An 11873-nucleotide genomic window follows, 5' to 3' on the forward strand; every position below is an offset into this window, starting at 1 on the left:
CGCGCGGGCCACGGGCGTCACCCACGGCGACGGCCGGGCGACCGCGGTGGTCCTGCGGACCGGGCTCGACGTGTCCCTGCTCAACAGGACCGTGAACGTTCCGCTGCGGGCCGCGCTCAACGACGTGCGGGCCCCCGCCGACGCGGACCGGTCCACGTTGACCGTGGAACTGGACGGGGTCGACCGGGGCAGGCCGTTCACCGTCCTGCGCGCGGACGTGGCGACGTCGCGGGCCACGGTGGACGACCGCAAGGCGGAGGGTTACGCGAACCTCGCCCGCGCGAAGGTGCACGTCCCCGGGCTGCCGCTGCTCTCGCTGATCGAGGTCCAGCAGGTCACGTCCAAGGCGGTCTGCGAGACCGGGAGGCGGCCGGTGGCCGAGTCCGAGCTGCTCGGCGACGTGACGGTGCTGGGCAAGCGTGTGTCGCTGTCCGCGGGGGGCCCGACGCGGGTGGAGGTCCCGGGCGTCGGGAACGTGACGCTCGCCCTGTCGAAGACAACGAGGACGTCCCGGACGGCGGCGGCGGTAGCGCTGTCCCTCCGGGTCTCGGTGAACCCGCTGAACCTCAACGTCGCGGACGTACGGGGTGAGGTGACGTTGGCGGAGGCGACGTGCGCGACGCCCCGGGCGGACGCGGAGCCGCCGTCGCCCTCACGGACGCCCGCGAAGCCCACCCCGAACCCGGATGTGAAGCCGCAGTCGGAGCATCTGGCGGAAACGGGCGGCAGTTCGACGACGCCGTTCCTGGCAGGCGGCGCGGCGCTCCTGCTGGCGCTGGGTGCGGGGGTCCTGATCCTGGTGAGGTCACGGCGTGGATAGCCGTGCCACCTGTTGGGGGCAGGAGTGGTAAGGCCTGAGCCGTCTATTCTTCCGTGGGGGAGAGTGCCTGGACGGTCGGTGCGACGGAGACGGCGAGGTTCCGCTGTCCTGATCGCTGTGAGTGCTGCACAGGGGTCGACCTGCGCATGACGGCCACAGTCGACGGCTCCGTGAGGTACTGGTGGCCAAGACGCCAGAAGCGGCGACCGATCCGGCACTCAAGCGCATTGAGTTCTCGATGCGGTCGGACGGCGTCAAGGTCGTGCCGATGGGCGGCCGGAGCCGAAGGGGTCCTGCTGACGGCCACGGCACAGGGCCAGGGCTCGGCGGAACCCACCGTGGACCACGGTCCGTTCGCTTCGTCGTTCGGCGCCCGGTCGGGCTGAGCGCGTCGCCCACCGTGCTGGCCGTGACCGCCGAGAGCCCCGGGCAGTCGCCCGCAGGCTCGGGCGACTACTCCGCCCGCCCCTGGCGGCGGCGTCGACCTGGCAGGCGGGGGTGGGGCGGGGTCCTTCGCCTGGTCGTAGCCGATGGAAGTGGTGAAGCCCGCAGCGGGTCTCGTGCCGCCATGTCGTTGTCGTACGACTCCGGCGCGGTGGACGGCAGTACGGCCGCCACCAACAACAACGGCACCTCGGTCGGCTAGGGGTTCAGCAATGGCGTCGGCAGAGCATGGGAGCCACCCCCGCCTGGGTTCCAACCCTGCTTCGCGTCCGTCAGAACGACGTGAAGGAGTACACGGGATGGTCCTTGGCAACAGCCCTCGTACTCCACCTCGGGCCACGGCCCACGGCTCGGTTCTAACGGGCCCTGGGAGAACTCGAACAACGCGCCAGGAGTGAGGCGCGCCAGCAGGACGGGGCAGGGCTGAGGCGCAAGCAGTTCCTACGCCTGATCGGCGGGGCCGCCGCGGCTGCCGGTCTGGTCGCGACTGCCCAGTCACCCGCGCCGGCCCAGTCTCCGCACGCACGTGCCAGTGCTTGGGTGGAGGCGAATCTGGACCGTCTGCCCCGTACGTATGCCGGCATCGCGACGCGCCCGTTTGAATACCGCAAGGCCATCCACCGAGTGCTCACCCACAGGAACGCAGCCAAGTCTGGGCGGACCACTTTCGCTGGTATCGCCGAACGCACCCGAACCTGACCGCCGATCAGGACAGGGTGGTCGATGACGCCATAGCCGTGGAGTCCCGGGGCTTCTCCCCACGGCTCGGTGCCGAAGCGGAACTGCGTGACTTGGAGCAGTCGGCCAAGGCCGTGTTCGGACAACAGGAAGCCGGGGCGCTCCTGGCGACGCTCGGGCCCATGGGCCCGGCGGACGCTCTGGCCAACTGCACCTGCTCCACGGCAAATCCGTACTGCCCATGGCCGTACGACTGCGGCACACAGATCGGGTGCGCGACCATACCGAACGACTGTGGGACGGCCTGGGACTACGACTGCAACGGCACCTGCTACTGAATCCTCCGACTGTCAGTGCTCGAAGTTCGAGAACAGCCTCTCCGACTACCGCCACAAGGTGGGCCGGCTGGCCCAGGGGAGACGGTCGACCCGCGCCACCTGCCGACGCCGGTGTCCGCCATCGCGGGATGGCACCGTGACCAGGAGAGGGAGGCCACGGAGCGGGCTGCCCACATCAGGCGCCCTCTGTCGCACGAAGCGCGACACCCCGCACTCCTACATGCTGATCCCAACCGTTCGCGGGTGCCTGTGGGTTCATACCTCGCCGCGGTCGGTCGATTCCTCGTTGCGAATCGCCCGCTTAGCTCTGTGCCACGACTCGGCGATGTCGGGGACCTGGTCGAGAAGGCCCTTGACCACGAACAAAACCACGGCCAGCACTCCCGATGCGCCGAGAATCCAGATGACGGCGGAGTCCACCGGTTCAATCCTTTCCCTGTCGGGTGGTCGAACCGAGGTGGCCGGTGGGCGGAACTCAGTAAGTGAGGGTGCCGGCGAAAGCTGAGACGGGCTCCCCTTTTTGCGTAACTGCAACGCGAGACTCGGCGACCTCTCCCAGTAACCGCCCACCTGGGACGTCGGTTCCAGGCTCCCGCACACGCATATATCTGTTCGTTCGGCGACGGCATTGACCTGATGGCTCGAACCGCCGCGAGGAATGGCACCCAACACCGCACCGGGGCCGGAAGCGGACTTTGCCTTGAAAGAGTTCCTGTCCTGCAAACCGTGATTTTGATCATGCCGCTTTGGCTGTGGATGTGTTGTGGTGGCTATTGGCGCGTACATGCCGAATCGCTCGAAGGAGATTGACGAAGTGAGACCCTTACGTTTGCCCGCGTGGCGTTCCATAGCCGCTGGCGCGGCGTTCGCACTGCTCGCAGGAGTGGGCACTGCGGCAGCTGCCCCCACACCGCCTTCATCTGACCTGGGAACTTCCCCAGCGGCGGTGGCTGCTGCCGGGCCGGAAGATCTGGCGGCAATCGCCGCCGGAGGTGCGCGGCCGGTGTCGGGCAAGACCCCCTCGGCCGGTCCCAAGTTCGCGAAGTCGGGCACTGTCTGGCAGGTCATCACTCCGGAAGTGGTCCTGCGGAACACGGTGACCGACGCGGACGGCGAAACCGCAAACCTGACGTTCCAGGTGTACACCACGAACGCGGACGGTACCCCTAAGGCTGAAGTCGATCTCGACGGGACGGGTCCCAACGGGGTGCTGGTGTCGCCGTACGTGGCCTCGGGTGGCACGGCGAAGGTAACGGTGGCGTACGGCATATTGAAGCCCGGAGTGCTGTATGCGTTCCGGACCTCGGCCTACGACGGCAGCCTGTACGAGACCACCTGGTCGCCGTGGGCGAATTTCAAGATCACCCCTATGTGACCTTCCCGGCACCGCAGACCTCGTCCACCATCGACCCGGTGGCACAGACTGAGGTTGAGTTCACGCGGTCCGACCCCGGCCCGGCGCTGCCGACCACCGCCGGTATTGGCCGGGACGGTGACAGCCGCGAAACCGCCAAGAAGAACAAACGTCCTCGGGTAAGTCCCGATACCACCAGCGACGCCAAGCCGGGCACCAAACGAACCTGCTCCACGGTCGATGCCAAGGGGCACAAACTCTGCATTGAGCTGAACCCGCCGGACAAGAATGAGAAGAAGAGCCCCTACCTGGCCGCGGCGGCTGCCCCGAACTCCGAACTGGTGGGTTGGTGTTACGACAAGCCGTCCGGGCTGGATTACATGAACCGCACCGACGCCTGTATGAAGAGTATCGGTAGCGCCACGCTGATCTTCACTGACACCGACCCCGACAGTCCCGCTCTGGGGACCGCTAGTTTCAACGTCGAGCAGCGGATCAAGACCTACCCCACCAAGGGTGACAGCGGCAGCAACTTCGCCGAGTTCGACCAGCAGATCGTCGTCACCCCGAGCTACATCGACCCCGTCCTCAGAGGTGTCACGCTCCGGTGGAACGTGGGCAACAGCTGCCTTGCCTGTGTCACGTCCAACGTCCGGTGGACCGATGACCAGAACAGCCCCGCCGACGCGTACTGGAGCATCTCCGACCTCAACCCCTACGAAGTCCGACGCGGCAACGTGACCACCCAGTGGAACGGCATGGGCAAAGAGACCATCGATCTCGGTTGGTCGATCACCGCCACTGTGAACGCCGGCGGAAACCCCGCAACTGCCGACTACGGCACGAGCGGCCTGGCATTCGTACGGGAGCTTGCCCCCCGCTGCGACGACATACTGGGTTCTGCGGCACCCGGTTGCGTGCTCCCCTATTTCAAGCCGACCTACACCGTCGACACCAACCTGAATCCGGCGGCGGGGGCGTACTACTGGCTGATGCAGGAGAAGATGCCCGACCACTCCGGGTCGTTGAAGTGGGACTCCCTGCTCCAATACTTGGGCCCTGACTCGACGGCAACCGGCCCCGACGGATCAGCATGGACCTCGAAAAAGAGCCGCGACAAGATCTGCCCGACAAGCTGGACAGCACACCCCAGTGACAGCAGCCTGGGAACAAGAACGTGCGATGAGTACGCCATGGCTTCCACCCACGAAAGCGGAGGCTTCCCCGGGGGAGTCAACGAAGTCACCGGCGGCGACAAGTGTGCCCAGCTCTACGCGGACAAGATGGGTGATGGGAGCGCCAACTTCGGCCTCCTCGCGGACACCCGCGTCGCGGTGAACGGCCCCACCGGCACCGAGGAGTGCGGCCGGGCCGCCATCCCTGCTACACAGAACTCCGGGGCATTCAACAAGTATCCTGCCCCGTCCTGGCGCCTGTTGGACAAGGACGGCTTCTTCCTGTCCAACCCCGGTTTCGAGCACTGCACCAGCGCGGCCACCACCTGCGCCTGGCGCAAGGTCTGACCGAAGTCGCTGAACCACAAGCGGCGGGGGCCCAGTCGGCGGCTGGGCCCCCGCCGCGCGCGGTCTCAGGCAAGGGGAACCCATGCTTCTTTGACTGCGGGGTCCGAGGGCTCGCCCCACATCAGAGCGCCGTGGGCTACTCCCGGCATGGGGCCCAGGGCAAGGGCAGGTGACTCCAGGGCATCGGCCATCTCTTCAAGATAGTCGGTCAGCGAATCGAACCGGGGAGTCACCTGCGCGGTCTCCTCCCACTCCCACATCGTGCCGTCCTTCCCGTCCACGCACAGCCCGTAGGAGGTGTCCGTCACGGTGTACGAACAGAGCGGTATCCATGGCGCCTTCCACGTCATGTATCCCTCTGCCTCGTTCTCCACCTGGAACAGCATGCGCCGCCGGTACACGGCCTCCACGGAATCGAGCCCTGTCAGCGCCCAGTTGCCCAGCATGAACACCGCACTGGCAACAGCATCCGCACCGGCGTGCATCCGCCACAGTGCCTTCACGCCGGCGGGCACGTGAACACCGACAGCGTCTTCCAGCGCTGTGATCTCCTCCTCGGACGCACCTGCCTTCAGCGAGGCGAAGGAAGCCGGGGCATGCTCCGCAAGCCACGCTTCGATCCGTCCCCACGCCTCAACTACCTGTCGTGTCTGAAGCTGTTCCTGGTCCGACTGCCGGCCGCTCACAGTCCCTCCCCATTCACCTCTACGATTGGCGGCCATCCTCGCACTCCGGGCCGTTCGGCCCCGAGTGCCGCATCGCGCACCCGATCCGCTCCTTCATCGGCTCGGTCCTGGCGATCATCCACACGCGCGAAGACGTCATCGGAGACATGACGCAGTCCAGGTCCCCCCGGTGCGGATGATTCGGAGTCGAACTCGAGCGGGGCGGTTGGAAGCGCCTGAACCTGCCCGCCGTCCTGGAAACGGTCGGTCCCCTCGCGATGGCCTGGATGATCGGGGCACCCTCGTGTACGCGGCCCTTGCACAGCTCGACGGCAGGCTCGACTTCCACACCGACCCGGCGGGAGCCGTGGTGACCGCCACGTGGGCGCTGACGCGAACGGAGCAGGCGTAATGACTCGACCGCTACGTGTCCTGGTACAGCCTGGAGCACCTGTCGGACCCAACGCTGCTGGGCGGCTTCCTTGATGCGCGCCCCGGCACCCGCACGCAGATCGACATGGTCGCGGGACGCAACCGCTGAGGAGTTCGGACCGGATCTGGAGAAGCGCGAGTCGGTGCACTCCACTGCCAACCGCTATGAGATGGAGGCCGATCTCGGGTGGAGTGGGTAGGCCGACTGGTAGTCACCGGAACACGGCCGCCGGGGGGACGAGAGATGAAACGACGAACGAGAACGGTCATCGCGGGATCGGTGCTGCTTGACGCTGTCCCTCCTCAGCACAGAATCCGTCGGCGGTGTGCGGCACTTCGCGCCGCGCCCTCTCCGGAAGGGCCAGGTGTCGATCGCGGACGGCCGCGGCAACAGGGCCACGGAGGGTCTGTGCAGCGCCGCGAGGCCTGACACCCCACCGCTACGGGCCCACGGCAACAAGCGCCTGGTCGAGCGCCTGCAAGAAACGGTTCGTCGTCGCTCGGTCCCGTACCGCCACCCGCACCCACCTCCCGTCCAGACCCGGAAACGTGTCCCCCCGCCGCGCCGCGAACCCCAGGGACCGCAGCCGCGTCCGGACCGCGTCCGCCCGGGACATGTGGAGGAGGACGAAGGGACCCGCCGCCGCCGGGACCACCCGTACCTCCTCGAACTCCGCGAGCCCCGCGAGCAAGTGGCGGCGGTCCAGGGCGATGAGGCACGCCGCCGACTCCGCCTCCGCCAGCGCCGCCGGCGACATGCACGCCTCCGCCGCCGCCAGCGCCGGCGTCGACACCGGCCACAGCGGCTGCGCCCGCTCCAGCGCGGCGATGGTCTCCGGGGCGGCCAGGACGTACCCGATCCGCAGCCCCGCCAGGCCCCACGTCTTCGTGAGGCTGCGGATCACCACCAGGCCGGGCACGTCGACGCGGCCGGACAGGGCCTCCGGCTCACCCGGCACCGCGTCCATGAACGCCTCGTCCACCACCAGCGTCCGCCCCGGCCGGGCCAGCGAGGCGATCGCGGCGGCCGGGTGGAGTACCGACGTCGGGTTCGTGGGGTTGCCCAGGACCACCAGGTCCGCGTCCTCCGGCACCGCCGCCGGATCGAGCCGGAAGCCGTCCGAGGCGTGGAGCAGGACCCGCCGTACGGTGTGCCCCGCGTCCCGCAGCGCCGCCTCCGGCTCGGTGAACTGGGGGTGCACGACCACCGGCCGCGCGACCCGCATCGCCCGCGCCAGCAGGACGAACGCCTCCGCCGCCCCCGCCGTCAGCAGCACCCGCTCCACCGGCAGCCCGTGCCGCGCCGCGACCGCCGCGCGGGCCGCCCGCCCGTCGGGGTACGCGGCGAGCCCGCCGATCGAGTCCGCGATCCGGGCACGCAGCCAGGCCGGGGGAGTGCCGGTACGGACGTTGACCGCGAGGTCGACGAGCGCGCCGGAGCAGTCCCGTACCTCGGCGTCGCCGTGATGCCCGAGGTCATGCGTGTCAGCGCGCGTAGACATGGCTGCCACAGGCCCGCTCGTAGCCGTACAGAGGGGGGACGGCGGTTATGGGGGTCACCGGGCTCCTTCCGAATGCCCCGGGGTCACCGGGGCGTCACGACGCGCCCCGCGGTGTACCGCGTGGCCGCTGTTGTCTACCGTCTACACCTGCGCCGTGTCCAGGCCCATCCGTTACACCCGGCCGGGGTGGCGGGCGACCGCGCAGGTGGCGGAGGCGGCCCGGCCGGGGGGCCGTGAGGTCCGTTTCGGTACGAGGAGTTCGCCGCCACGGGCGAGCGCCGCGGCCTCCGCGACGGACGGCGTGCCGAGGGCGGCGAGCGGCGCCGGGGACGGATTCGGTACGGCGACTCCCGCGAGGAAGGCCGCCGCGTACCCCCGTACCGGCACCCCGAGCCGCGCGGCGGCGGCCGTGATTCCCGTCTCACCGGCGCGGGCGTCGACGGTCGCCAGTTCCACGACGTCGTCCGCCACGAGCCCCGCGTCCCGCAGGGTTTCCTCGATCAGGCCGATCATTTCGCCGGCGGGGACGCCCGCGCGGGCCCCGACGCCGACGACCAGCGGGGACCCCGGATGTGCGCGGGAGGGGCCCGATCGGCTAAGCAGGGGCCCATGGCGGTCTTCGTCGCGCTCGGCGCGTTCCTCATGACCCTCTTCGGAGGCTGGACGGCGCAACGCGTCACCGACCGCCGGCACCTCGTGCTCGGCCTGGCGGGCGGGCTGATGCTGGGGGTGGTCGGGCTCGACCTCCTGCCGGAGGCGATGCGCGCGGCGGGCGAGGAGATCTTCGGCGTACCGCAGGCCCTGCTGCTGTTCGTGGGCGGCTTCCTCGTCGCCCATCTGGTGGAACGGCTGCTGGCCGTCCGCCAGGCGTCCCACGGCGCGGACCCGAAGGAGAGCGAGGCGCTCGACGGCCACGACAGCCATGCCCACGCCCGTGTGCCGCAGGTCGGGCTGACGGCCGCCGCCGCGATGGTCGGCCACAGCCTGATGGACGGCATCGCGCTCGGCGCGGCCTTCCAGGTCGGCGGGGGCATGGGCGCGGCCGTCGCGCTCGCCGTCGTCGCCCACGACTTCGCCGACGGGTTCAACACGTACACCCTGACCAGCCTGTACGGGAACGACCGCCGCAAGGCGCTCACGATGCTCGTCGCGGACGCCGTCGCGCCGGTGGTGGGCGCCGCGTCGACGCTGCTGTTCACGCTCCCCGAGGAGCTGCTCGGCAGTTATCTCGGGTTCTTCGGCGGCGCCCTGCTCTACCTGGCCGCCGCCGAGATCCTTCCCGAGGCGCACCACGAGCATCCGGCGCGCTCCACGGTGCTGTGCACGATCGCGGGCGCGGCGTTCATCTGGCTGGTGGTGGGCATCGCCGGCTGACGGGCACGTCATCCGGCACACCGCTCCACGAACCGCCGCGCCATCAGGGGGGTCGCCGCCCAGTGCGTGTGCAGGTAGCTGGCGTGCACGCCGTGCCGTACGAAGCCTTCGAGGCGCCGCTCGGGGTGCACGACCCCCCAGGCGGGCGCCGCGCCCGCGCCGGGCTCCAGCACCGTGCGGTGGAACTCGTGTCCCCGTACGCGCGTCCCCGCCTCGGCCAGCGCGCTGTCACCGACGGCCACCGCCTCCCGGTAGCCGAGTGTCAGCCGCCCCGACATCCGCCCGTCGGCGTCCAGCACCCCGCACATCGGCTTCCCGTCGAGCGACCGCGCCAGATACAGCAGCCCCGCGCACTCGGCCGCCACCGGCGCCCCGGAGTGGGCCAGTTCGGCAACGGCCTTGCGGAGCTGCTCGTTGGCGGACAGCTCCGGCGCGTACACCTCGGGGAAACCACCGCCGATCACCAACCCCCTTGTGCCGTCGGGCAGTTGTTCGTCCCGCAGCGGGTCGAAGGGCACGACGTCCGCGCCGGCCGCCGTGAGCAGTTCGGTGTGTTCGGCGTACGAGAACGTGAACGCGGACCCGGCGGCCACCGCGACCACCGGCCGGGAGGGCCGGGAGAGCCGGGAGGGCTGGGGGAGCTGGGCGAGCCGGGAGCCGACCGGTTCGGCCTCCGGGCCCCACGGGGTCACGTCCAGCGGGGGCGCGCTGCGCGCCAGGGCCAGCAGCGCCTCCAGATCACACCCGTCGCGCACCCGCCCGGCCAGCTCCCGCATCGACCCCACCGCGTCCGCGCGCCGCTCGGCGACGGGCACCAGGCCCAGGTGGCGGGAGGGCGTGCTGACGTGCTCGGTCCGCCGCAGCACCCCCATCACCGGGACACCCGACTCGTCCAGCGCCTCACGCAGCAGAAGCTCGTGCCGGTCCGAGGCGACCTTGTTGAGGATCACCCCGCCGATCCGCACCTCCGGATCCCAGGACGCGAAGCCGTGCACCAGCGCCGCCACCGAACGCGACTGCGACGAGGCGTCCACGACCAGCACCACCGGGGCGCGCAGAAGCTTCGACACCTGGGCGGTGGAGGCGAGTTCGCCCTGCCCTGACGCGCCGTCGTAGAGGCCCATCACCCCCTCCACGATGGCAAGATCGCACCCCGCCGCGCCGTGCGCGAACAGCGGCCCGATCAGGGCCGTACCACTCATGTACGCGTCCAGGTTGCGCCCCGGCCGCCCGGAACCGCCCGCCGAGACCGCGAGCGTGTGATAGCCGGGGTCGATGTAGTCGGGCCCCACCTTGTGGGGGGACACGGCGAGTCCACGCTCCGAGAAGGCCGCCATCAGCCCGGTCGCGACCGTGGTCTTCCCGCTGCCCGACGACGGCGCGGCGATCACCAGCCGGGGGACACTCACCACTCGATGCCCCTCTGGCCCTTCTGCCCCGCGTCCATCGGGTGCTTGACCTTCGTCATCTCCGTGACGAGATCCGCGAACTCCACCAGTTTCTCGGGGGCGTTGCGGCCCGTGACGACCACATGCTGGGTGCCGGGCCGGGTACGCAGCACCTCGATCACCTCGTCCGTGTCCACCCACCCCCAGTGCAGCGGGTACATGAACTCGTCGAGCACGTACAGCTTGTGGGTCTCCGCCGCCAGGTCGCGCTTGACCTGTTCCCAACCCTCGCGCGCCGCCTCCTCGTTGGACAGCTGGCTGTCGCGCTGCACCCACGACCAGCCCTCGCCCATCTTGTGCCAGGCGACGGAACCGCCCTCGCCGCTCGCCCCCAGCACCTTGAGCGCCTGTTCCTCCCCGACCTTCCACTTCGCCGACTTCACGAACTGGAACACCCCGATCGGCCACCCCTGCGTCCACGCGCGCAGCGCCAGCCCGAACGCCGCTGTCGACTTGCCCTTGCCCACCCCGGTGTGGACGAGGACGAGCGGGCGGTTGCGGCGCTGGCGGGTGGTGAGCCCGTCGTCCGGTACGGTCTCCGGCTGTCCCTGCGGCATTACGCGGCCCTCCGTCGATTGCCCTGTACGCCCTGTGTGCCCTGTACGCCATGCGCGCCCTGTACGTCCCTGACCAGCCCGGCGATGCTGTCGGCCCGCAGCTCGTCCAGGGTGACGCACGTGCCTTCCAGATCGCCGGCGAGTGTTCCGGCGAGCCCGAGCCGTACGATCCCCGACTCGCAGTCCACGACCACCGACGCGGTTCCCTCCGACGCGTGCAGCCGGGCGGCGCGCGCCGCGAGTGCGACCGGATCCGCGCCGCCTGTCGCCCGTCCGTCGGTCACCACGACGAGCAGCGGCCGGCGCGCGGGATCCCGCAGCCGCTCCACCCGCAGCACGTCGTGCGCCTTCAACAGCCCGGCGGCCAGGGGGGTCCGGCCCCCGGTCGGCAGCGACTCCAACCGGGCCGCCGCGGCGTCCACGGACGACGTCGGGGGCAGCGCCACCTCGGCGTCCTTGCCCCGGAAGGTCACCAGCCCGACCTTGTCGCGCCGCTGGTACGCGTCCAGCAGCAGCGAGAGCACCGCGCCCTTCACCGCGCCCATCCGCCGCTTGGCGGCCATGGACCCGGAGGCGTCGACCACGAACAGCACGAGGTTGCCCTCGCGCCCCTCCCTCGTCGCCTGCCGCAGATCGTCCTTGCGTATGACCAGGCCGGGCCCGCTGCGACCGCGCGCCCGCTGGTGCGGTGCGGCGGCCTGCACGGTGGCGGCGAGGTGGAGCTTGGTCAGTGCGCCC

Annotated in this window: 12 protein-coding genes and 1 pseudogene; 6 read left to right on the top strand and 7 right to left on the bottom strand. The window is 70.2% G+C overall.

Going from position 1 to position 11873, the window contains the following annotated elements:
- The 3 genes from GT042_RS15485 to GT042_RS15495 all read left to right on the top strand — a co-directional run.
- On the top strand, window positions 1–820 hold an 820-nt coding region (locus GT042_RS15485), incomplete at its 5' end, for an SCO1860 family LAETG-anchored protein (RefSeq protein WP_161309295.1).
- Window positions 821–1229: 409 nt separating this feature from the next.
- Window positions 1230–1466, top strand: coding sequence for a hypothetical protein (locus GT042_RS15490; RefSeq protein ID WP_161309296.1), 237 nt, complete (start codon window positions 1230–1232; stop codon window positions 1464–1466).
- A gap of 400 nt (window positions 1467–1866) precedes the next feature.
- Complete coding sequence (locus tag GT042_RS15495; protein WP_161309304.1) at window positions 1867–2280, top strand: bacteriocin fulvocin C-related protein; 414 nt, start codon at window positions 1867–1869, stop codon at window positions 2278–2280.
- A 255-nt stretch (window positions 2281–2535) separates the two neighbouring features.
- Here GT042_RS15495 and GT042_RS38195 read toward each other — a convergent pair whose 3' ends face one another.
- On the bottom strand, window positions 2536–2700 hold the full coding sequence (locus GT042_RS38195) for a hypothetical protein (protein WP_202532812.1): 165 nt from the start codon (window positions 2698–2700) through the stop codon (window positions 2536–2538).
- A 526-nt stretch (window positions 2701–3226) separates the two neighbouring features.
- On the opposite strand from GT042_RS38195, the gene GT042_RS15500 reads away from it, so the two are divergent.
- A complete protein-coding gene (locus tag GT042_RS15500) occupies window positions 3227–3655 on the top strand; it encodes a hypothetical protein (RefSeq protein ID WP_161309297.1) in 429 nt (142 codons plus the stop codon).
- Window positions 3625–5157, top strand: a complete 1533-nt coding sequence (locus tag GT042_RS15505) for a hypothetical protein (RefSeq protein WP_161309298.1) — start codon at window positions 3625–3627, stop codon at window positions 5155–5157. Before GT042_RS15500 ends, GT042_RS15505 begins: the two co-directional genes overlap by 31 nt.
- 65 nt (window positions 5158–5222) lie before the next feature.
- Here GT042_RS15505 and GT042_RS15510 read toward each other — a convergent pair whose 3' ends face one another.
- From GT042_RS15510 to GT042_RS39080, 3 genes and pseudogenes are all read right to left on the bottom strand, one after another.
- Window positions 5223–5843 carry an SMI1/KNR4 family protein gene (locus GT042_RS15510; protein ID WP_161309299.1) on the bottom strand — a complete coding sequence of 207 codons (621 nt, stop codon included), beginning with the start codon at window positions 5841–5843 and terminating at the stop codon, window positions 5223–5225.
- 851 nt (window positions 5844–6694) lie between these two features.
- Entirely contained in the window at window positions 6695–7756 is a 1062-nt protein-coding gene (gene cobC / locus GT042_RS15515) for an Rv2231c family pyridoxal phosphate-dependent protein CobC (protein ID WP_237530830.1), read from the bottom strand.
- A gap of 177 nt (window positions 7757–7933) precedes the next feature.
- Window positions 7934–8326 (bottom strand): annotated as a pseudogene (locus GT042_RS39080) (cobalamin biosynthesis protein); the annotation flags it as partial.
- 39 nt (window positions 8327–8365) lie between these two features.
- Between GT042_RS39080 and GT042_RS15520 the strand changes: the two are divergent.
- The gene (locus GT042_RS15520; protein WP_161309300.1) at window positions 8366–9130 is read left to right on the top strand and encodes a ZIP family metal transporter; all 765 of its coding nucleotides are present in this window, start codon (window positions 8366–8368) and stop codon (window positions 9128–9130) included.
- Window positions 9131–9138: 8 nt separating this feature from the next.
- Here GT042_RS15520 and GT042_RS15525 read toward each other — a convergent pair whose 3' ends face one another.
- From GT042_RS15525 to GT042_RS15535, 3 genes are all read right to left on the bottom strand, one after another.
- Window positions 9139–10542 carry a cobyrinate a,c-diamide synthase gene (locus GT042_RS15525; protein WP_161309301.1) on the bottom strand — a complete coding sequence of 468 codons (1404 nt, stop codon included), beginning with the start codon at window positions 10540–10542 and terminating at the stop codon, window positions 9139–9141.
- Entirely contained in the window at window positions 10536–11135 is a 600-nt protein-coding gene (cobO, locus tag GT042_RS15530) for a cob(I)yrinic acid a,c-diamide adenosyltransferase (RefSeq protein ID WP_161309302.1), read from the bottom strand. The genes GT042_RS15525 and cobO overlap by 7 nt, the downstream gene beginning before the upstream one ends.
- The coding region (locus GT042_RS15535; RefSeq protein ID WP_161309303.1) for a VWA domain-containing protein at window positions 11135–11873 on the bottom strand (739 nt) is incomplete at its 5' end. The genes cobO and GT042_RS15535, both read right to left, overlap by 1 nt.

The sequence above is a fragment of the Streptomyces sp. SID3212 genome (assembly GCF_009865405.1).
Lineage (GTDB): Bacteria > Actinomycetota > Actinomycetes > Streptomycetales > Streptomycetaceae > Streptomyces.